Annotated in this window: 20 protein-coding genes; 10 read left to right on the top strand and 10 right to left on the bottom strand. The window is 45.8% G+C overall.

Annotated features, from left to right (window positions below):
- Nucleotides 1-31: 31 nt before the first annotated feature.
- The 4 genes from J7I42_RS09105 to J7I42_RS09090 all read left to right on the top strand — a co-directional run bounded on the left by J7I42_RS09105 (nucleotide 32) and on the right by J7I42_RS09090 (nucleotide 3,069).
- On the top strand, nucleotides 32-391 hold the full coding sequence (locus J7I42_RS09105; protein ID WP_209138460.1) for a DUF4288 domain-containing protein: 360 nt from the start codon (nucleotides 32-34) through the stop codon (nucleotides 389-391).
- Nucleotides 392-421: 30 nt separating this feature from the next.
- Nucleotides 422-1,459, top strand: coding sequence for a sensor histidine kinase (locus J7I42_RS35540; protein WP_209138459.1), 1,038 nt, complete (start codon nucleotides 422-424; stop codon nucleotides 1,457-1,459).
- A gap of 50 nt (nucleotides 1,460-1,509) precedes the next feature.
- Entirely contained in the window at nucleotides 1,510-2,250 is a 741-nt protein-coding gene (locus J7I42_RS09095) for a LytR/AlgR family response regulator transcription factor (RefSeq protein ID WP_209138458.1), read from the top strand.
- Between the two features lie 420 nt (nucleotides 2,251-2,670).
- Nucleotides 2,671-3,069 carry a hypothetical protein gene (locus J7I42_RS09090; protein ID WP_209138457.1) on the top strand — a complete coding sequence of 133 codons (399 nt, stop codon included), beginning with the start codon at nucleotides 2,671-2,673 and terminating at the stop codon, nucleotides 3,067-3,069.
- Nucleotides 3,070-3,153: 84 nt separating this feature from the next.
- Here J7I42_RS09090 and J7I42_RS09085 read toward each other — a convergent pair whose 3' ends face one another.
- From J7I42_RS09085 to J7I42_RS09075, 3 genes are all read right to left on the bottom strand, one after another.
- Nucleotides 3,154-4,257, bottom strand: coding sequence for an RCC1 domain-containing protein (locus J7I42_RS09085; RefSeq protein WP_209138456.1), 1,104 nt, complete (start codon nucleotides 4,255-4,257; stop codon nucleotides 3,154-3,156).
- Between the two features lie 44 nt (nucleotides 4,258-4,301).
- Nucleotides 4,302-6,020, bottom strand: a complete 1,719-nt coding sequence (locus tag J7I42_RS09080; protein ID WP_209138455.1) for a M28 family peptidase — start codon at nucleotides 6,018-6,020, stop codon at nucleotides 4,302-4,304.
- Between the two features lie 475 nt (nucleotides 6,021-6,495).
- A complete protein-coding gene (locus J7I42_RS09075) occupies nucleotides 6,496-7,599 on the bottom strand; it encodes an anhydro-N-acetylmuramic acid kinase (protein WP_209138454.1) in 1,104 nt (367 codons plus the stop codon).
- A gap of 98 nt (nucleotides 7,600-7,697) precedes the next feature.
- Here J7I42_RS09075 and upp point away from each other — a divergent pair, with 98 nt between their 5' ends.
- The 3 genes from upp (at nucleotide 7,698) to J7I42_RS09060 (ending at nucleotide 10,791) form a co-directional block, all read left to right on the top strand.
- Nucleotides 7,698-8,348, top strand: a complete 651-nt coding sequence (gene upp, locus J7I42_RS09070; protein ID WP_209138453.1) for a uracil phosphoribosyltransferase — start codon at nucleotides 7,698-7,700, stop codon at nucleotides 8,346-8,348.
- A gap of 197 nt (nucleotides 8,349-8,545) precedes the next feature.
- Nucleotides 8,546-9,568 (top strand): PorP/SprF family type IX secretion system membrane protein, encoded by a 1,023-nt coding sequence (locus J7I42_RS09065; RefSeq protein ID WP_209138452.1) that lies wholly within the window; start codon nucleotides 8,546-8,548, stop codon nucleotides 9,566-9,568.
- 125 nt (nucleotides 9,569-9,693) lie between these two features.
- Nucleotides 9,694-10,791, top strand: a complete 1,098-nt coding sequence (locus J7I42_RS09060; protein ID WP_209138451.1) for an SGNH/GDSL hydrolase family protein — start codon at nucleotides 9,694-9,696, stop codon at nucleotides 10,789-10,791.
- Nucleotides 10,792-11,049: 258 nt separating this feature from the next.
- Here J7I42_RS09060 and J7I42_RS09055 read toward each other — a convergent pair whose 3' ends face one another.
- Nucleotides 11,050-11,667: a DNA-3-methyladenine glycosylase gene (locus tag J7I42_RS09055; RefSeq protein ID WP_209138450.1), complete on the bottom strand. Its 618-nt coding sequence runs from the start codon at nucleotides 11,665-11,667 to the stop codon at nucleotides 11,050-11,052.
- A gap of 149 nt (nucleotides 11,668-11,816) precedes the next feature.
- On the opposite strand from J7I42_RS09055, the gene J7I42_RS09050 reads away from it, so the two are divergent.
- Together J7I42_RS09050 and J7I42_RS09045 are read left to right on the top strand one after the other, a co-directional pair.
- Nucleotides 11,817-12,587 (top strand): EI24 domain-containing protein, encoded by a 771-nt coding sequence (locus J7I42_RS09050; RefSeq protein ID WP_209138449.1) that lies wholly within the window; start codon nucleotides 11,817-11,819, stop codon nucleotides 12,585-12,587.
- A 78-nt stretch (nucleotides 12,588-12,665) separates the two neighbouring features.
- Nucleotides 12,666-13,376 (top strand): SAM-dependent methyltransferase, encoded by a 711-nt coding sequence (locus tag J7I42_RS09045; RefSeq protein ID WP_209138448.1) that lies wholly within the window; start codon nucleotides 12,666-12,668, stop codon nucleotides 13,374-13,376.
- Between the two features lie 118 nt (nucleotides 13,377-13,494).
- Here the strand turns inward: J7I42_RS09045 and J7I42_RS09040 are convergent, their stop codons facing one another.
- Together J7I42_RS09040 and J7I42_RS09035 are read right to left on the bottom strand one after the other, a co-directional pair.
- Nucleotides 13,495-13,869, bottom strand: coding sequence for a hypothetical protein (locus tag J7I42_RS09040; protein ID WP_209138447.1), 375 nt, complete (start codon nucleotides 13,867-13,869; stop codon nucleotides 13,495-13,497).
- 93 nt (nucleotides 13,870-13,962) lie between these two features.
- Nucleotides 13,963-15,330, bottom strand: a complete 1,368-nt coding sequence (locus J7I42_RS09035; protein ID WP_209138446.1) for a M20/M25/M40 family metallo-hydrolase — start codon at nucleotides 15,328-15,330, stop codon at nucleotides 13,963-13,965.
- 95 nt (nucleotides 15,331-15,425) lie between these two features.
- On the opposite strand from J7I42_RS09035, the gene bshA reads away from it, so the two are divergent.
- Nucleotides 15,426-16,565, top strand: coding sequence for an N-acetyl-alpha-D-glucosaminyl L-malate synthase BshA (gene bshA, locus J7I42_RS09030; RefSeq protein ID WP_236065405.1), 1,140 nt, complete (start codon nucleotides 15,426-15,428; stop codon nucleotides 16,563-16,565).
- A 53-nt stretch (nucleotides 16,566-16,618) separates the two neighbouring features.
- Here the strand turns inward: bshA and J7I42_RS09025 are convergent, their stop codons facing one another.
- The 4 genes from J7I42_RS09025 to dut all read right to left on the bottom strand — a co-directional run bounded on the left by J7I42_RS09025 (nucleotide 16,619) and on the right by dut (nucleotide 20,113).
- Complete coding sequence (locus tag J7I42_RS09025; RefSeq protein WP_209138445.1) at nucleotides 16,619-17,260, bottom strand: murein hydrolase activator EnvC family protein; 642 nt, start codon at nucleotides 17,258-17,260, stop codon at nucleotides 16,619-16,621.
- A gap of 92 nt (nucleotides 17,261-17,352) precedes the next feature.
- A complete protein-coding gene (locus J7I42_RS09020; protein ID WP_209138444.1) occupies nucleotides 17,353-18,759 on the bottom strand; it encodes a murein hydrolase activator EnvC family protein in 1,407 nt (468 codons plus the stop codon).
- An 88-nt stretch (nucleotides 18,760-18,847) separates the two neighbouring features.
- Nucleotides 18,848-19,666 carry a DUF4292 domain-containing protein gene (locus tag J7I42_RS09015; protein ID WP_209138443.1) on the bottom strand — a complete coding sequence of 273 codons (819 nt, stop codon included), beginning with the start codon at nucleotides 19,664-19,666 and terminating at the stop codon, nucleotides 18,848-18,850.
- A 3-nt stretch (nucleotides 19,667-19,669) separates the two neighbouring features.
- Nucleotides 19,670-20,113 carry a dUTP diphosphatase gene (dut, locus tag J7I42_RS09010; protein WP_209138442.1) on the bottom strand — a complete coding sequence of 148 codons (444 nt, stop codon included), beginning with the start codon at nucleotides 20,111-20,113 and terminating at the stop codon, nucleotides 19,670-19,672.
- Nucleotides 20,114-20,136: the final 23 nt, after the last annotated feature.

Genomic DNA, 20,136 nt, shown 5'->3' with positions numbered 1-20,136 from the left:
TTATTCCTACCAACCATTAAAAATCTATGATATGAACTGGTTTCTGGCAAAAATAGTATACCAAATCGTGTGTGGAGAAGGTGATCACACCGCCCAATTTGACGAGCAGTTACGACTGGTACAGGCTGCTGACGAAAACGAGGCATTTGAAAAAGCAAAAGCCATTGGCGAACAGGAACAGGAAATGTTCCTGAACCAACAACAAAAGCTGGTAACCTGGCAGTTTGTGAATGTATGTGAGCTGTATAAAATATCGGCCCTTATAGATGGTGCTGAATTGTATTCACGCATACAGGAAACCGATAATGCCGGGTCTTATATAGACCTGGTCAATAAAAAGGCCGCTCATATTAAAGCCGCCAATACGCACAAGTATTTACAGTTATTCTAGTATCTTAACAACAAACCAACTTTAATCTACGTGGCTCTATCACCACTTGGTACATTTAAGAACAAGATCATCTTTGCTGCTGCCTGGGTTACCTGGTCGCTGATGCAGGCTAAGATTTTGCAGGATTGGGGATTATCCTGGCGCATAGCTGCTATGGACAGTCTGGTGAGCAATTTATTATTATCGGCAGCCACGATCCTTATCATAAATAACCTCCGGTATTACCGGCCAAAGAAGGGAAAGTATATTTATTTCATCATCGTTTGTGCCTTTAAAGCGTGGTTATGGAGTGTGATGGTTAAATATGTGATGGGGAACATTTATCCCGATGAAAAAGCATACCTGGAATTCCTTGACAGGTTTATGCCTATACGTTTTGACATTGCCCTGCTTATTACTTTATGCATGGCCCTGATCAGTGAGTTGTTCTACACCCTGGAAGAACAAAAAGACAGTGAGCATCGCAAAACAGATGCGGAGAAACTGGCCCGTGAGGCGGAGTTGTATAAACTGCGTCAACAGTTACAACCTCATTTTTTATTCAACAGCCTGAATTCAATCAGCGCCCTGATAACCATACAACCGGCCCAGGCGCGTAAAATGATACAACAGTTGTCAGACTTTTTGCGGGGCACCCTGAAGAAAGAAGATAACCAGTGGATAAGCCTTGAAGATGAACTACAACATTTGCAATTGTACCTGGATATTGAAAAAGTACGTTTTGGTCACCGGTTGAACACTACCGTTCACAGCGAAACCTGCGACAAACTGCAATTGCCCAGCATGGTATTACAACCCCTGGTTGAAAATGCCATCAAGTTCGGGTTATACGATACTACTGAAACGGTAACCATAAGTATAGCAGCTACCCAGGAAAATAATTACCTGGTAGTTACCATAGATAACCCCTTTGACCCTGAAACGTCATCACCCAAACAGGGAACAGGTTTTGGATTAAGCTCTGTGCAACGCCGGTTATATTTATTATTTGCCCGGAACGATCTGCTGAGCACCCGGCATAAGAATAACCAGTTTACCACTGTTATAAAAATTCCACAGCCATCGTAGCTGATCACGAACTTTGTAATAATTATTAGAAAAACAGAATAGACCTACACATGAAAAAAGCCATTATTGTAGATGATGAACCGCTGGCCCGTATGGTTGTAAAAGAATACCTGTTACAGCATCCTTCCATTACGGTGATGCAGGAATGCAGCGATGGCTTTGAAGGCATCAAGGCAATTATGCAGCACCAACCGGATGTGATCTTCCTGGATATTCAAATGCCCAAGATCAATGGGTTTGAAATGCTTGAACTGGTTGAACAACCACCGGCTGTGATCTTTGCCACCGCCTTTGATGAATATGCGATAAAAGCCTTTGAAAGCCATGCAGTAGATTACCTGTTAAAACCCTTTAGCCAGGAACGTTTTGATAAAGCCATAGAACGGTTAACAGAACGTGATTCCGCTGTGACCGCTAACAATACCCGCGACCTGCTGGAAACAGCTGCGCAAGGCCCACAGCAAAACCAGCGTATTGTGGTTAAGACCGGCAATAAAATAAAGATCATTCCTATTGATGAAGTGCATTACCTGGAAGCGGCTGATGATTATGTAAAGATCCATACAAAGGAAGGTTCCTTTTTGAAAAATAAAACCATGGGGCATTTTGAAAAGGTACTGAACCCGCAACAGTTTGTACGCACTCACCGGTCGTTTATGGTTAATGTGCAATTGGTTACCCGCATTGACCCTTATGAAAAAGAAAGTTACCTGGCCCAATTAAAAACCGGCGCCCAGGTACCGGTTAGTAAAACAGGCTATACAAGGCTGAAAACGGTGTTGGGCATTTAAAATATTTATATTCAACATTGATGTAGCTCATTTACAGGCAGGTATGTGGGTCATTGCTGCCCGAAACCGGAAAATTAGGACCCGGAAGAAAAAAGGAAAAAATCACGTGAATTACGGTTGGGCATCATGGCCTTCGCATATTGAAACCCGCTACCACAGCGGGTTTCACTCTTTAGCAGCGGGCTTACCCATGCTATGAACAGCCTTATGTTGATTTTCAGGGCCACCCGATCGGTTGTATGTTTGCATTACGAAACGCAACAAACCACACCAAAGGGTGTAACTCTGGTAAAAACACGTTGCAAACTCCGCCAAGTCTACGCATTGTCTGCCTCCCGCGATTGTAAATACCATATTACGCGATTGTAGCTTCATCACAACGTAGTAAACGAATCAATAACATATTTAAACTTTACAATTATGAAAAAGGCAATGAGGAATTTGGGTATCGCATTAATCGCTTTAACCTTAGGATTTTCAACTGTAGCACTCGCAAACGACGGAGGCAAAAACAAACATATAACTGAACTGAAGTTCATCGGAAACCTGGAGAATCAGCCTGTATTTCAGTTAGACCTGACCAATACAGAAGAAGATGAGATCACTGTGACTTTCCGTGACGAAGCAGGAAACGTACTGTATACTAACCAGTTCAAAGGCGCTAACATCAGCAAGAAATTCATGTTGAAAACTGAAGAATTTGGTGATACTGCGCTGAATGTAAGCATCAGATCAAAAAAATACAACTCAACTGAAGTGTACACCATCAACAGAAACCACACTTACGTTGAAGAAACAGTTGTAAACAAACTGAAGTAATCAAAGTCGTCCAGCATTTAACTTTTAATAAGTGTTTTTAGAAAGCATCCCGGGAAACCGGGATGCTTTTTATTTAAGTGACTTTTATTTTAAATAAACCCGTTGCGGAACGTGTCTGTCCGTTGTCATGCTATCTCCTAACTGTCCACACTCATTATTACCCCAGGCCCAGATGGTGCCATCCTTTTTCACCGCCAGACTGAAGCTGTATAAGCCGGCTTTCACCTGAACCCAGTCATTACCGTTGCCAATGCGTACCAGTTTATTTCGACTGTTTGTAGTACCATCTCCCAGTTCGCCGTGCGCATTTTTCCCCATAGCCCAAAGCGATCCGTCTTCCTGCACTGCCAGGGTATGATACCGGGCGGTGCTGGCGCTGATCCATTTTGCATTGCCACCGATTTTCGTAGGCGCCAGTACAGGCTTCGGTTCCCAAAGACTGTAAGCACTGTCGCCCCAAAACCATAATGAGCCATCTTTACTAATAGCAACAGAATTGGAATTTTCAATGTCAACCATCTTCCAGGTAATGCCAGTTGCTACTGGTTGCAAAGGATAACAATCAATAATACGATCGGTCCTTTTCATTATACCAATGCCCAACTGGCCAGTTGAATTACGTCCCCAGGTCCATAATACCTGTTTATCATTCAGGGCGCCGCCATGAACATTCCCTAATCCAACATCGATCCAGGTTTGTCCCTTCCCCAGCTGTATTAGTTTTAAGGAATTATCGCTAGCCAAAAGGCATTTGTCTTCGCCCGCTAACCAAAGTGTACCATCCTTCTTAATGCCGGCAAAATAATTATATGCAAAATCGATCCTGGCCCATCGAATGCTATCAAAGAGTTGAGTTGGAGATTGGTAATCTTCTTTCGAATCCATGGGCTTCAAGTGAGAGATTGCATACCCCCATCCCCATATTACACCATTTTCATCCAGCGCTATTAAATCATCAAGGCAGCAGGAAACAGATTTAATCTTTTTTTCGGGAACTAGTTTGGTAGGGCGGGAAAGATTACTGAAACCTGTAAGTCCCCAATACCACAATTGTCCGTTAACCAACGCACATGCGAAAGTAGGTCCGGCATCCAGTTGAATAGCATTGACCGGATGCCTGGATTGTTTTTTTTGAGCCAATACACAGCATGGAAGTAGTACGAATAAAAGCGCCACTATTGCTTTCATAGGAGGATTTAGAGGCATTTCATTAATTTAAGTCATAAACATAATCACAACCGCTCAATATAAAAAGCCGTTTGCTGCTTAATCTGTTGTTGCCCCTTTTCGATGGCCTGTTTAACTGATGTGCCAGTATCCTCAGCCGTTATGTCAATCGCAGTAGCCAACGCTTTTACATACCAGTCGCTCCACACTTCCAGGATATGCTGTTCCTTTTCTTTTTCATTACCGGTCTGAATGGCTTTCTTGCTTAATTCATATTCGGTTTGTAACCGTTGCAACCCATTACGGGTAATTTCACTGATAAGCGCCGCGGCTGTTTTATCATTGGCTGTAGTGAGCAGAAAAGCAGTGGCCAATGCACTTTTGCCTACATGTTTCATTTCTGCAGGTGACACCATATCGAGCCTGTCGGCATCGGTATGATAAAAAGCATCGGTAAAATGCCACATCAGCAACCCGGGGATCCGGGCATTCAGAAAAGGAGTATGATCGCTGCCACCTTCAAATGGGTTGGTGCGTACCACCCAGCCTGTATTGGCTGCTTCATTCAGACACCGGTTCAGCAGCAGGTCGTTGAAGTAATGTGGGAACATAGCTGATTCAGTTAACTGGCCACCACCCCACTCCGTATGTTTTTCGTTCCCACGTGTCCATATAGCCGATGGGTCGGGCATTTTTTCGATCAGGAAGGTGCCACCGGTCTTTTGAATGTCTTCTCCAACCATATCGAGGCTCAATCCCCATTTAATGCCCCTGGCCCTTATTGAATCATCCTGGATATAACGACGGGTTGAAACAATTTCATCGCCCCAAATAAACGTAATGGTGCGGCGCGGGGTTACTTTTCCTTTCTGCACCAGTACAGCCGTGGTACGCGCCATTTCAGCCAGCGTACCTACCCCGGATGCATTGTCATTGGCGCCAGGCTCCTGTACATGGGCACTGAATACAAACCGCTCATCGGGTCTTGTTCTGCCCCGTACATTGGCCACTATCGTCAACTCTTCCGACGCATAGATCTTTGTGTTAACAACCACTTTTACCGAAGTGGGTCCTTTTGCCAGCGCCGCTTTCAATTTTTCCTTTGCCGCATAGGATAACAGCAGCCCCCACTTCTGGTGCAGGGAATCTGTATACCCGATGCCCTCGAACTGAATGGAGTTGGTATATTTTGCTGGTTGGTTATATGAAGGCATGGAATAAGCCAGCGCCCCGATGGCCCCGTTCTTTAGGGCATTGCTGTACACGCCGCCAATATCGCCGTCGGCCATTACAATTTTTCCTCTCAGGTCTTTCCCATCCAGTTCCTGGGGGCTGCCTTTACCAATGTACACCAGTTCGGCCGTTTCACCTGCTGTCGGTGTTGATGCCGAATACATGGCAATCATATTTCGGTTAGTCCTGAACTGCAGGATCGGTTCTTTTTCGCCAACAATAAATAAACTGGCATCAACGGGCTCCCAGGTTACGTGTTTCATGGGGCGCTTTTCAATGCGGTAGGTAAGCGTTGCCGTTGCTTCCCCACTGGTCTCTTTTGTATAACCGGCTTGTTGCAGTATTTTTTCTACCTCGTAAATGCTTTCATTGAAACCGCTGTTGCCGGCCAGGCGCCAGCGTTGTTCAACAAACCATACGGTTTTGTATGCCTGTTGCTCGTTGAAGGTTTGCTGTAATAGTTTAAAGTATTTTTTTTCGCGGGAAGCCGTTTGAGCCGTTGCCGCCGTCAGTAACAGAAGATGTAAGGATATAATAAGAAGCTGTTTCATGATAAGGTTCTTTATACTGTTACAAGTTACAGTTTTCAGGGTACATATCGTGAAACGTCAAACGTCAAACGTGAAACATGAAAAAGTTCACGGTATTCGGGCCTCACTTCGGCAGACGGCAGACGGCAGACGGCAGACGGCAGACGGCAGACGGCAGACGGCAGACGGCAGACGGCAGACGGCAGACGGCAGACGGCAGACGGCAGACGGCAGACGGCAGACGGCAGACGGTCCTTCGCTGCGCTCAGGTCCGCCGAATGTATCCAGCGCCTCTCACTGCGTTCGATCCGGAGATCCGGAACTCGCGAACTCATTGCCGATTCACGATTGCCGATTACCAGCCCTGAGCGGAGCGAAGGGACTGTACATCGAACGCAGTGAGATGCCTGGTCTTATTTGACGTTTGACGTTTGACGATTAAGTGAGGCTCAAAATTCGCGAACTCATTGCCGATTGCCGACTGCCGATTCACGACTTACGCTTCCTGGCCAATCCAAACAGCTCCGCCGATGCTACTGCGGGATGCACCGGTAACTGAGGCCAGCACATTGTTCTCTTCGCGCCAGCGCAGCACGCCTATCAGGGCCATAATGAGCGCCTCTTTAAAATCGATCAAATTCTTATCTGTAGTCACTATTTCCACACCCAGGGGTTGTAATGCCGTTTGCAAACGTTCGAGCAGGAAAGTATTATGAGCACCCCCACCTGTAGCCAGGAGTTGGTAGCTGGTGGTTTCCAGTTTGTGGTTGCTCAACAGTGTTTGAATGGTTGCCGCTGTTTGTTCCGCAATATGTTCCACCATGGTACGCAATGCATCAGCCGTGGGAATACCACTGCTTTTCAACAATGGGTAAACCACATCAGTGCCAAAATCATTGGCCAGTGATTTGGGATAGGGCAAGCGGTAATAATCCAGTTCATTCAGTAATTTCAGCAGGTTGGGATGCAAGTTTCCCGAGGCAGCCAGCTGACCGCCATCATCATAGGTTTTTCCTTCATCGTGCGCCAGCATATTCAGCACCCGGTTGGCCGGACAAACATCAAAAGCAAGGTATTGATCGGGATGGTTGTAGGAAATATTGGCAATTCCGCCCAGGTTCAGGAAAAACGTGTAATTGCCCAGGAGCAATTTTTCCCCTATCGGCACTATAGGTGCACCCTGTCCGCCTAAGGCAATATCCATGGCGCGAAGGTCACTCACCACGTTAATACCGGTAACGGCGGCTATGGCCGCGCCATCCCCCAGCTGACCGGTCATTTTTTTGGCAGGCGCATGAAAGGTAGTATGACCGTGAGAGGCGATCAGTTGTACCTGGTACTGCAGGTTATGACGCTCGATGAACGCATTTACCTGCTCCCCGATATAATGCCCGTATTCGGTATGCAACAACTGATAATCCAATGCGTTAAGCTGAATGGCTCCCCGCAGCTTCTGAACCCATTCTTCCCCGTAAGGATAGCAATCAGCCGCTTTTATTTCATACTCCCACACTCCCTTACTTTCGTGGAATTCAATAAAAGCGATGTCCAGTCCGTCGAGTGAACTTCCACTCATTAAGCCAATTGCCCGATATATCATAGCGTTTGGTAGATTTCTGGTATTAAAAAAGAATATTTTAGAATAGATTTGCCCGTCAAATTTCATATATCGTCACTCAAAATCCAAAACTCTTCTAAATGGTTATTAACCTCAGCAATGAATGTTCCCTGGTTTGCGACTGGATCAGCGAGATCCGGGATGTTCAAATCCAGACGGATCGCATGCGGTTCCGGCGTAATCTGGAACGTATTGGTGAAATAGCCGCTTATGAAATAAGCCGCCACCTGGCATATGAAGAAAAGGAAGTACAAACGCCACTGGGTATTGCGCCCACCAAGGTGCTGAAAGAACAACCAGTACTCGCGACCATTTTACGGGCCGGGTTACCCCTGCACCAGGGTTTGCTGAATTATTTCGACAAGGCTGATAACGCGTTTATTTCCGCCTACCGCAAACACAATCTGGATGGCAGTTTCGAGATCAGCCTGGATTATATTTCCTGTCCTGAGCTTGAAAACCGCGTGGTGATCATTTCAGATCCCATGTTGGCCACGGGTTCTTCCCTGGTAAAAACTATTCAATATTTACGGGAAGAAGGACACCCACGCGAAATACACGTGGTGGCCGCTATTGCCTGTACAGTAGGCATTGAATATGTGCAACGCAGTGAACCGAATGTGAAGATCTGGTGCGCAGCAATTGATGAGGAACTGACCGCTAAAGGATACATTGTTCCGGGACTTGGAGATGCAGGCGATCTGGCATTTGGCACAAAGGTGCAGATGTAAAAATACGATCCGTAACACCAGTGTAAAACGGCTATCTTTTCTTGTACCAACCCTTTCTCCAAAAATACAGTATACATTAGAAATTTCGATTTTTGTGCAGGTATTCCTGTGCGAAAATTTAATACCTGATTGTACGGTAAAATTTAGACATGTCGTTCTTTTTTCGTATTTTGTTATTAGACACGAAACCTATGCGGATGAGGAAATTTTATATTGCGATACTGTTTTGCACCCTGCTGAAGACGGCCTCAGCACAAGACCCCAATTTTTCGCAGTTTTTTGTTTCACCCCTTACATTAAACCCTGCTTTAACCGGTAAATTCAATGGTGATTTTCGCATAGCAGGTAATTACCGGGACCAATGGCCGGCAATCAGTAAGGCGTTTGTTACATCTACTGTTTCCTTCGATGCCCCCATTTTGCGCAGCAAGATCTCGGAATTGGATACCTGGGGAGTTGGGGTACTGGCAATGACAGATAAAACAGCTAACGGTATCCTATCCACTAATTTGCTTTCTGTTTCTACTTCGTACCATAAGGGTATCGATGAAGATGGACTGAATACAATTGGTATAGGCTTTCAGGGTACTTACAATACTAAACGGCTCGATGGGACCAAACTGAATTTTGAGGATGAACTGGACCAGTTTGGCGGCTGGACCAACCCAAGTGGTGAAACGGTCAATGATCGTCAAATTAACCTGAGTTATTTCGATCTGTCGGTAGGCGCCCTGTTCAATGGTTCTACTGATGGTTATAACAATTATTACTTAGGTGTATCTGGTTACCATCTTAACAAACCAAAGGAATCGTTCACCGGCGATGTGTTTTACACCCTCAACCCCCGGTTAACGGTGAATGCTGGTGGTTCTATTCCTCTTGCCAACAATACCCGCAACCTTTATTTTAGTTCGCTGTTCAGCCGGCAGGCTGGTGCTACCAACGTGGTAGCCGGTGGTGCAGTTGGGTTCAACATGAACGACGATGAAGAAAGCCCCACCAGTTTTTATGCTGGTGTATGGACGCGCTTCAATAACGTGAACGATGCCCTGATCCCCTATCTGGGACTGGAGTTTGGCGGGTTCAGGCTGGGCGCCTCGTATGACGTTAACATCTCGAGCCTGAAAACGGCTTCGCAAAGCCGCGGCGGTATTGAGATCTCACTCATCTTTATTAAACGTCCGCCGGGTTATAAAGGAATCCCCTGTCCGCGTTTCTAAACCATCCTTCGATCCTTCGATTTCACTCCTTTGGTGGGTGATGCGCTGAGGATTGCATGGAAATAGATAAAAAAGTATTACGCAAATGCCGTCAAATAAAATAGATTTGACGGCATTTGTATTTTATGCCAATAAACATCCGATCGCTTGCCGCCATAGCCCTGTATATTATTTTCACCGGTTGTTTTGCCACCCAACCGGTTGATGAGTTAAGAGCTGTTCAAATGCAGCCCTTTGGCCGCAGTAGTGTAAATGAACAACAAGACCTGGAATTGATCAGTTCCGCCAGTCAGGTAGGATTTAGTTTTGAAGGAACTACCTGCAACCTGCAGGTATCACTGCCCGCCTGGCTACATCATAATTACCTGCAATACGAGCTGGACGGCGTTTATCAAAAACGCATCCGCATTGATTCTGCCTCCAACAAACCGGTAATAATAACTGCCCCTAAAGCAGGTAAGCATACCGTTTGGATATACAAAGCCACAGAAGCGCATACCGGGGCCATCATCCTCCATTCAGCCAGGGCAAAGCATATACAGGCGCTGCAACGGCCAGCGGCCCCCCTGATTGAATTTATTGGCAACAGCATTACTTGTGGAGCTGCAGCCGATGCATCGGAAGTACCTTGTGGCGCGGGGGTATACCACGACCAGCACAATGCTTATATGGCCTATGGGCCACGTGTTGCCCGCGCATTAGGCGTGAACTACATTATGAGCAGTGTAAGTGGTATTGGTATTTATCGTAACTGGAACAGCGACGGGCCTACCATGCCCCAGGTATATGAAAAAGCAGATTTTAATTTACAATCAAAGCAAACCTGGAATTTTTCAACCTATACCCCGCAAATAGTTAGTATTGCATTAGGTACTAATGACTTCAGTAATGGCGATGGGGTTCATCCCAGAAGACCTTTCGACAGCGTTGCCTTTGTGCAACCATACATACAGTTTGTACAGCTGGTGAAAACCAAATATCCGCAGGCTCAAATAGCCTTGCTCAGCAGCGCCATGCTGCACGATCAAAAACGAGCGCTATTGCAAAACTGTCTTATGGCAGTAAAACAACAGGTAGATGCCTTGTTCCCTTCGGCCAAACCGGTGGCTTTGTATTTCTTTGAGCCCATGCAGGCCAGGGGATGTACCGGCCATCCCAGTGTGGAGGACCATGAGATATTGGCTAATGAGTTATTACCGTTCTTTAAGAAGTTGTTGAAGTAAAGTGGTTTTATGTTTTTTTGCTGTTGCCTGTCGGGAAACGGCAGACGGCAATGGGCAATGGGCAATGGGCAATGGGCAATGGGCAATGGGCAATTTCTGACTAATAGCCAGTCTCGCTTTAAGCAAACGTGAAATGTGAGATAGAACCAGGGCATCTCACTGCGTTCGATTCAATAGAGCAATCGGCAATCCGTCTCGGCTCAGCCGAGAGCCCCTATCACCCTTATCAACTCCGTCAACCCTATCAACTCCCCCTTGTCAACTGGTCAACTTTCCTTTCTTCCCACTCACATAGGGATTATCCTTTAAATTAAACCGGTAGGGTAATTTCGCATCTTCGCCGGCATAGTCAACGCCAATGCGCGGGGTGGCAATAATATCTTTTTTAGCGGTCACAAAATCGTCGTCAGCAATGTATATTTCACCCCCCAGCAAACTCATACCGGTATGACTGGTACGAATGCCCAGGGCCTTGGAAACATTGCCTGGACCCTTGGTAAGTGTATAGTCGGCCCTATGTTTGCCAGTCCGCTCCAGCATAGCGTTTATGCCATGGATGGGGTCCAGGGCCCGCACCAGAACGGCATGCGGAACATCCTGTTTGTTTGTGACAACATTAAACAAATGATGAATACCGTAAATAAGGTATACATAGGCAACGCCGCCCGGCTTGTACATCACTTCTGTTCTATTGGTGCGTCTGTCACCAAACGCATGTGAAGCCCGGTCAATAACACCGGCATAGGCTTCAGTTTCTACAATACGTCCCGACGTTATAACTTCCCCAAATTGGGTCACCAGCACCTTGCCGATCAATTCTTTCGCTATTTTCACTACATCGGCACGATTATAGAATGCGGTATCCAGCTTTTTCATTGGCGTTAATGGCATTAATATAATAACCTATACACATGTATTGTAATCAAAATTTGCTGATTGCGGATTCATTCCGTGTCCTAATTGAAATATTTACTAAGTTTGAGCCCGCCCAACAATAGAAAACGGAAAAATCAAATTTATAAAACTTGCTCAAAGAAATCGTTACCGCCATTCAGTCATATGCCAGGGCACATCGTTTTATACGGGAGCACAAGCTTTGGAAGTGGATCATAGTGCCGGGGATCTTTTACACCCTGATGTTCATAGCGGGCTTTTATTTTTTCTGGGTCTCCAGCAGCCAGGTTGTTTCCGCTTTTAATCACTGGCTGGGCATTGATCGCTGGGTGCACCAGCAACGCAGCCAGATCCTGAGTTTTATTTTCCTGATGGGTGAAATAATGGTGCGGCTAATCATGATGCTGTTCTATTTCTCCCTGTTCAAATACCTGTTCCTGATCATTGGTTCACCGGTTTTCGCTTACCTGAGCGAAAAAACCGAATCCATCATGGAAGGAAAGGATTTTCCATTCAGCTTCAAACAACTGTTTGCCGATATCGTTCGGGGCATTAAACTGGCCCTCCGGAATACCCTGTGGCAATCGGTGTATACGGTTTCGTTACTGATACTTTCTTTTATTCCCGTTGTAGGCTGGGTAGTACCGGTAACTACCGTGCTGGTAGAGTGCTATTATTATGGCTTTTCGATGCTGGATTATAGTTGCGAACGTCACCGCCTGTCGCCCAGTGAAAGCATTGCTTTTATTGGCAAACACAAAGGACTCGCCATTGGTAATGGCATGGTATTCTACCTCATGCACCTGCTGCCTTTTATAGGCTGGGTGCTGGCGCCGGCCTACGCAGTAGTAGCGGCTACCATCAGTTTATACCATCGCGATGATAAAGTAGGTATGGAATAATAAAGGAAAGTTATAGGGTTCGTGCCTTCCAGGTTAACTCACGAACCTAAAAACATAATAACTAAATAACTGAATCAATTGAATTCCCAGAGCATCATATATTTAATTCCTTCTGTTTTAGCTGAATCCGCTACAGAAACCATTCCCGCATATGTTAAGGACGCTGTAAGCCAGTGTCAGGTATTTTTTGTGGAGAATGAACGTACCGCCCGCCGGTATTTTAAAAGCATCTGGAAGGAAATGGTCATTGACAACTACACCTGGGTGCTTATGGACAAGACCAATAACGTAGCCACCCTTACGGCCTTTAACAAACATCTTAAAGAAAATAAAACCATCGGTATCGTCAGTGAAGCTGGTTGCCCTGGAATTGCTGATCCTGGTCAGTTATTGACTGAAGCGGCCCATGCAGCAGGCGCCATCATAAAACCGTTGGTGGGGCCCAGCAGCATTTTACTGGCGTTAATGGCCAGCGGCATGAATGGACAACAATTTCAGTTTGTAGGTTATTTGCCCATTGATACCACACAACGCAGGGAGGCAATTAAAGAACTGGAAGCAGAATCGGCGAAGAAGAATTGTACCCAGGTATTTATTGAAACGCCTTACCGGAATAACCAACTGCTTGAAACATTGATAAAAACAGGTAAGCCTACCACCAAACTGTGCGTAGCCGCAGATATTACGGCCCCCACTGAATACATTCACACCAAAACACTGGCCGAATGGAAGAAACAGGTACCCGAGTTACATAAACGGCCTGCTATTTTCTGTATGCTGGCGGGTTAATAAACACATTAATACCTGTTCCAAGCAGGCCCATTATGATGGTTATGCAAGGGGATTATTACTGAATCCTTATCGAATAAATTTAATTTGAAGTAAATAGTATCGGAATGGGTCGGGTTTATCTGTCTTCGCGCATGGAAAGAATGCTGTCAACCACATACGTAGTATTGCCCCGCCAGGCCACTACATTATGGTATTCGCGGTAATGCAGATCGAACCATTTACCACTGTTGGCCATCAGCTTTTCAGCGATCCCTTTATTTACTATGGAAAACTCAAATTCATACGATTGGATGCTGCCGGCTGTTCGTGACCGGATGCCTTCCTGGATCAGCTTGCCTTCATAGGTTTTGAATACATCACCTTTCCGCACCACATAATTCAAATGGCCCGATTTCACCCCTTCACCAAACACGTAAAAGTATTTAAAGTAAATAATGCCGGATGCCACTAGGAAAAGAAGAAGCACAACGATTAAAAGGATCTTTTTCATTATTGTAAGGGTTAGTTCAATTGGCAATAGGCAATCGCGTTTCGACTACGCGCTGGGTTCTTTACAAATTGCCTATTGCCAATTGTCTATTGATTAAAGTCCGTATTTATCCACAAGATAGATCAATGCTGCAATAGAAACAGCACCCAGTTCCAACTCCCGTTTATTCACCGATTCAAATACATCACTACGGGCATGGTGAATATCGAAATACCGTTGTGAATCGGGTTGCAACCCGGCCAATGGCGTTCCCAGCTCGCGATTCAGGGGACCAATATCTGATCCGCCGCCGCCATTATTGATCTCACTAATACCATAGGGTGTCAACAAAGGCAACCAGCTGCGTAATTTATTCAGCAGTTCGGCCGACATGGTAACTCCAAAACCACGGGGCGTAAATCCACCCTCATCACTTTCCAGCGCAAAAATATGTTTCTCCTTTTTATTCCGTGCTTCTTCGGCATACTTGAGGCCGCCGCGGGTACCATTCTCTTCATTGGCAAATAGTACAGCCCTGATGGTTCGTTTGGGTTTGTACCCAATGGCTTTTAACACGCGCAATACTTCAATAGATTGCACGCATCCACTACCATCATCATGCGCACCTTCGGCGGGGTCCCAGCTATCGAGGTGCCCACCAAAAGTAATGATCTGGTCAGGAAATTCGCTGCCGGTGATCTCACCAATGATATTATGCGCAACGGTATCGGGCAGCATTTTTCCGCTTGTTTTCAGGAACACGCTGAGCGATTCTTTCTCCAGCATGGCAGCCAGCCGGTCAGCATCCTGTACGCCCATAGCAGCGGCAGGTATTTTGGGGAAAGAATCGTTATAACGAGTAGAACCGGTATGGGGGTTGTTGTCAGCGGCATGGCTCATAGAACGGATCAATACGCCCACGGCCCCATATTTTGCGGCCTGGCTGGGTCCTGCACCCCGGTAGCCTACCGCATCGCGATACGCTTCAAAGGTTTTAACATAGGTATCATTGAACTTGTAGTTATAGAAAACGATCTTACCTTTTACAGCTTCCTTTTTCTGTTCCAGTTCTTCGAATGAATTCACCAATATTACAGGGGCCTGAATGCCTTTGGGTCCGGAACCCATTGAATTACCCAACGCCAGGATATCGAGCGGTTGATTTTTTTTACCGGGCGTAACAATCCAGGCTTCGTCTTTTCCGCCCCGTACCCAATGGGGCACCAGACAGGGTTGTTCAATTACCCGGTCGGCGCCTGACTGTTGCAGGGCTTTTTGGCCCCAGGCTTCCGCCTTGTAAGTTTGCGGGGAGCCGCTTAACCGGGCTCCTACCTGTTTGGTCAGTACCCGTAAATTTTCATAAGCTTTACTATGTTGGAGTATTTCATCGGCAATGGCCCTTATTTTTAGCGAGTCTTCGTTTTGGGCACGGGCATTAAAACCCATAATTGTTAACACTAGCGTAAACAATTTCAATCTCATGTGCGTTATTTTACGCTAAAATAGTCAAAATGATCCCCTCGAACCATTATTGACCGTTTTAAATTACCTTCACCATCTTAATTATAAACCGCTGTATGCGCATTGGAATTGTATGCTACCCTACGTTTGGAGGAAGTGGTGTTCTGGCGACTGAATTGGGAAAGGCACTGGCCGATAAAGGCCACCAGGTTCATTTTATCACGTACCAGCAACCCGTGAGGTTGAGTGAATTTAATGCCAACATTTTTTATCACGAGGTACGGGTGCCTGCCTATCCGTTGTTCGATTACCCCCCTTACGAAACTGCTTTGTCAAGCACCATGGTAGACGTTATTGTAAATAATAATATCGACCTGTTGCATGTGCATTATGCCATACCCCATGCGTCGGCGGCGTATATGGCCAAGAAAATCCTGGAAAAGCAGGGCAAGATCCTTCCGGTGATCACTACCCTGCACGGTACCGATATTACGCTTGTTGGAAGGGATAAGACGTTTGCGCCGGTGGTTACCTTTTCCATCAATGAAAGCGATGCCATTACGGCCGTATCACAAAATCTGCGCGATGAGACCTACAACAATTTCAAAATAGAAAAAGAGATCAAGGTCATTCAGAACTTCGTTGATGTTAAGCGTTTTCGTAAAAAGCCCATCGATGCATTCCGCCGCGTAATTGCGCCGCATAATGAAAAAGTGGTGTTGCATGCGTCGAACTTCCGTAAACTGAAAAGGGTGACCGATGTAGTGAAAGTGTTTGCCGAGCTCAATAAAAAAGTGCCCAGCAAATTGTTGTTTGTGGGTGACGGTCCTGAACGCCCCGCGGCTGAAAGCCTGGCCAGGGAACTGGGCATTTACGATGAAACCCGCTTTGTAGGCCGGCAGGAGCAAATTGAGGAAGTACTGGCCATCAGCGATCTGTTCATACTACCTTCCGATTATGAGAGTTTTGGTTTGGCAGCGCTGGAAGCCATGGCGGCTGGCGTACCGGTGATCAGCAGTAATGCCGGTGGTTTGCCTGAAGTGAACATAGAGGGGGAAACCGGTTACCTGGCTGATGTGGGTGATGTGGAAACCATGAGCCTGCGGGCCATTGAATTGCTGTCTGATGAAAAGAAATTAGACCGGTTTAAAGCAAAAGCCGCTGCCCATGCCCGTTTGTACGATATTGAAACGATAGTTCCCCGGTATGAAGCGTTGTACAATCGCTTTTTGCAGAATATACAGAACCGGGTTTAAATTTTTAAAAGAAAACGCCCCGACAATATGCCGGGGCGTTTTCTTTTAGTAGCTTATTTTTTCCTGATCCATTTTGCCGGATCGATGTTTGTTCTTTCTCTCATTAATATGAACTCAATTTCGCCATGGCCATCGCTGCTGTTATCGGCCGTGCCCACCAGCTGTTCAGCAGTTACTTTTTGCCCTTTGGTCACATTCACGGAAGCCAGGTTTGCATACACGGTAAAATATCTACCATGACGTACCATTACTGAGCGATTACCTTCCACATTGAAGACACTTAATACTTCGCCTTCAAATACGGCTTTCACTTCTGCGTTTGGCTCAGTGGCTAATGTTAAACCTGGATTATTGCCAATCACGTCTACCTCTGGTATCTTATAGGGTCCGAAATGTATTTTCACCAGGGCTTTATCTACCGGCCAGGGTAATTTGCCTTTGCAATGTTCGAAGTTGCCACTAAGGCGTGTTATTTCCGGCGCTTCTACCGGTTCCTTCTTTTTAGTTTCCTTTTTAACTTTAACAGTGGATTTTTTGGAGGATGATTTCTTTCTTCCGCCGCCGGTCCCTGTATAAAAATCTTTTGAATTGACCTTTTGAATGGCCAGGTAACCGAATTTCTTGCTCGATTTTTGAGCAGGCAGGGAGATCGCAATAGTTAAGGCTGCCAGGGTGGTGGCCATCCATTTCAGCATAGGGCTTTCATTGAATAGGGTCAGTGAATAAAAACCCCGACAACTCCCGTCGGGGCAACTTATAAATTCTTTATATCCTAGTAACGCAAAAATTACCTTCTGCGTATCCAGCTTTCAGGATCAAGGTTCCTGTTTTCCTGCATCAGCAGAAATTCAATTTCCCCATTGCCATCGTCATTAGCAGCAGCGCGGCCTAACATTTGGCCACTGGTCACTTTCTGGTCTTTTGATACGCTTACGGAAGACAGATTACTATAAACTGTAAAGTATTTACCATGGCGAATCAGCACACTCCAGTTTCCATCGATATCGAATATGCGCGATACCTCTCCTTCAAACACCGCTTTCACTACGGCGCCGGGTTCAGTTGCCAGGGTAATACCAGGGTTATTACCACGCAATTTGGTGCCTTCAATAGAATAGGTACCAAAGTGAATCTTTACATTTCCTTTTTCAACAGGCCAGGGCAACCGGCCTCTGTTACTTTCAAAACTGCCACTTATACGACTGCCTTCGGGGGTAGCCTCCAACACACTTTCCGTCTTTTTCACCGGCTCTTTTTTGGGCTCTACCTTTGGCTCGGCTTTGGCTACCGGCGCAGATGCAGCCGGCGTTGTTTTGGGCTCGGCTGCTTTTTTAGCGGCAGCCTCTTCTTTCTCCCTTGCTTTTCTCGCCGCGTCAGCCGCTGCCAATTTTTTAGAATTTTCTGCGGCCTCCGCTTCTTCTCTTGCTCTGGCTTCAGCTATAGCTTTGTCGCGGGCGATCTTTATTTCCCGGGCAATGGCAGAATTAATGGCTGATTTTAATTTCAGGTCGGCCTTTTGTTTTGAGGTCAGCTCTTTTGAGATTTCCTTTTCCCGGGCTTTAAGTTTGCTCAGGATATCATTCTTCTCCTTTTTCTCATCTTCCAGTTCCTCTTTTTGTTTTTCCTGCTTTTGCAGAACCACATCTTTTTCCTTCCGGGAGGTCTCAAGCCCTGTTATCTTGTCGTGTAACAATACCTGGGTGTTCTTTATGGTACTTGCCTGCTCTTCGCGGTACAGGCGGTAAGCCCGCAGGTACTGCACCCGTCGCAAGGCATCGTTAAAGCTGGAGGCGGAGAATATGAAGTTCAGGAAATCGTAGTTGCTGCGGTTCTTGTATGCATACACTATGCTTTTAGCGTACTGCTGTTTCAGGGTATCGAGCTCCCCTTTCAACCGCTCAATTTCATTCTTCGATTTACCAATGGTGCCTTCGATGTAGTTTATCTGCTGATTGATGTTGCCAATGGCCTGCTCGCGCAGGCGCAGCTTTTTCTGCACCATCGTCAATTGTAACAACCCTGCCTTGGTATTCTTCTTGGTATCTTTCAGCGTACTTCTGAGGTCATCTATTTCGTGCTGAATTTCAGCCTGCTTCCTTTTCAACTCATCACTGCTTACCCCAGGTTGCTGTTGGGCAAACATGGTAACCGAAACCGTAACGGTCAAAAAACAGGTAAACATCATTTTCAGCATACTGAAAGCTTTTTAAGTGTTAACAGTTCGGAGCAGGGTCATACCAAATGGTTATTAACAGGATTGGATGGAAGTTAGGATATAACGCTTAATTGCGTTTATAATTTTTTGGAATACTAAATAGAATATTTAAATCCGAGTTAAAGTCAAATTGTTTATACTCCATTGTTAGGTCCAGCTTTTGTTTTTCAGACACGGTAATTTTACGGTAGGCCGAAAACCAAACCCCATTTTTATTCTGGTAATCGCCATAGGTGATGTCGGCGGTACGGGCCCTCACCGGGTCTACATCGTCGAGTTTGCTATGCTGTAAGGTATAATCATCCTTGTTCACCGTTAACAGGTGCTTGAACACGGTACCCAGGCTCATGAGCGAAATGTATTTATCATCCTTTTTATAGGAATTGATATTACTGTCTAAAAATATAGGATTGCCCACCAGCAGGTTTTGCAGATCATTAAAGGTCAATGGGATCTGTATCACTTCCTGCAAAGATTGAACAGACCGCAATTGATAGGTCTTTTTGTTCTTGTCGATAATGATGAGACTGTCGGGAGTGATCTTCGCCCTAAACACTTCAATTACGTCCAGCGCTCTTATCGAGAGCCATAACAGGCTGTCTTTTTTCATTTTCACATAAGCCGTAAAATCATAATTTTTGCCATCACTTTGTTCAAAATGCACCTTGATCTTTGCGCTGAAGGTTTTATAATCTATGGTGTTCTTGCGTATAGTATCCCAAACGTTTTTAATATATAACATGGAGTCAGCGCGGCGGTCGACAACAGGGACCACTATCGCGGTATCCTTTTTGGCAATGGCTGTCTGGATCGTTTTTGTTGATCTGCAACTGGTAGCCGCTGCCATAATAAGGGCAATAATTACGAGGCCGGTGCTATATTTCATTCTTTAGGATTTACCGGTATGACCGAAGCCGCCATCGTGGCGTTTGGTTACCGAAATTTCTTTTACGGGTTTCCATTTCACACGTTCTACATCGTGTACTACCATTTGGGCAATTCTGTCGCCTGGGTGTATGGTTTGTGGTTCCTGCGACAGGTTTATGAGAATGATCTTTACTTCGCCACGATAATCAGCATCAATGGTACCGGGGCTGTTTAAACAGGTAAGACCCTGTTTTATGGCCAGTCCACTGCGGGGTCGGATCTGTGCTTCGTAACCTTTGGGCAATTCTATAAACAAACCAGTAGGCACCAAGTACCGTTCAAGTGGGTTTAATACAATAGGCGCTTCCAGAAATGCGCGTATATCCATGCCGGCGGCTTCGTCCGTAGCATATTCGGGCAACGGGTTATTCGACTGATTGATGATCCTGACTTTTACTTTTGACATGGGAGCAAAAATAATGTGCTAAT

Origin of the sequence: Niastella soli, assembly GCF_017742245.1 — a bacterium.
GTDB classification, from domain to species: domain Bacteria; phylum Bacteroidota; class Bacteroidia; order Chitinophagales; family Chitinophagaceae; genus Niastella; species Niastella soli.
The sequence above is the reverse complement of the archived record's forward strand: the minus strand, read 5'-3'. Positions and strand labels throughout refer to the sequence as shown.

Coding starts and splice junctions, on each gene's coding strand:
- J7I42_RS09105 (WP_209138460.1), top strand. CDS start 32: ATGAACTGGTTTCTGGCAAAAATAGTATACCAAATCGTGTGTGGAGAA.
- J7I42_RS09095 (WP_209138458.1), top strand. CDS start 1,510: ATGAAAAAAGCCATTATTGTAGATGATGAACCGCTGGCCCGTATGGTT.
- J7I42_RS09090 (WP_209138457.1), top strand. CDS start 2,671: ATGAAAAAGGCAATGAGGAATTTGGGTATCGCATTAATCGCTTTAACC.
- J7I42_RS09085 (WP_209138456.1), bottom strand. CDS start 4,257: ATGAAAGCAATAGTGGCGCTTTTATTCGTACTACTTCCATGCTGTGTA.
- J7I42_RS09080 (WP_209138455.1), bottom strand. CDS start 6,020: ATGAAACAGCTTCTTATTATATCCTTACATCTTCTGTTACTGACGGCG.
- J7I42_RS09075 (WP_209138454.1), bottom strand. CDS start 7,599: ATGATATATCGGGCAATTGGCTTAATGAGTGGAAGTTCACTCGACGGA.
- upp (WP_209138453.1), top strand. CDS start 7,698: ATGGTTATTAACCTCAGCAATGAATGTTCCCTGGTTTGCGACTGGATC.
- J7I42_RS09065 (WP_209138452.1), top strand. CDS start 8,546: ATGAGGAAATTTTATATTGCGATACTGTTTTGCACCCTGCTGAAGACG.
- J7I42_RS09060 (WP_209138451.1), top strand. CDS start 9,694: ATGCCAATAAACATCCGATCGCTTGCCGCCATAGCCCTGTATATTATT.
- J7I42_RS09055 (WP_209138450.1), bottom strand. CDS start 11,667: ATGAAAAAGCTGGATACCGCATTCTATAATCGTGCCGATGTAGTGAAA.
- J7I42_RS09040 (WP_209138447.1), bottom strand. CDS start 13,869: ATGAAAAAGATCCTTTTAATCGTTGTGCTTCTTCTTTTCCTAGTGGCA.
- J7I42_RS09035 (WP_209138446.1), bottom strand. CDS start 15,330: ATGAGATTGAAATTGTTTACGCTAGTGTTAACAATTATGGGTTTTAAT.
- bshA (WP_236065405.1), top strand. CDS start 15,426: ATGCGCATTGGAATTGTATGCTACCCTACGTTTGGAGGAAGTGGTGTT.
- J7I42_RS09025 (WP_209138445.1), bottom strand. CDS start 17,260: ATGCTGAAATGGATGGCCACCACCCTGGCAGCCTTAACTATTGCGATC.
- J7I42_RS09020 (WP_209138444.1), bottom strand. CDS start 18,759: ATGCTGAAAATGATGTTTACCTGTTTTTTGACCGTTACGGTTTCGGTT.
- J7I42_RS09015 (WP_209138443.1), bottom strand. CDS start 19,666: ATGAAATATAGCACCGGCCTCGTAATTATTGCCCTTATTATGGCAGCG.
- dut (WP_209138442.1), bottom strand. CDS start 20,113: ATGTCAAAAGTAAAAGTCAGGATCATCAATCAGTCGAATAACCCGTTG.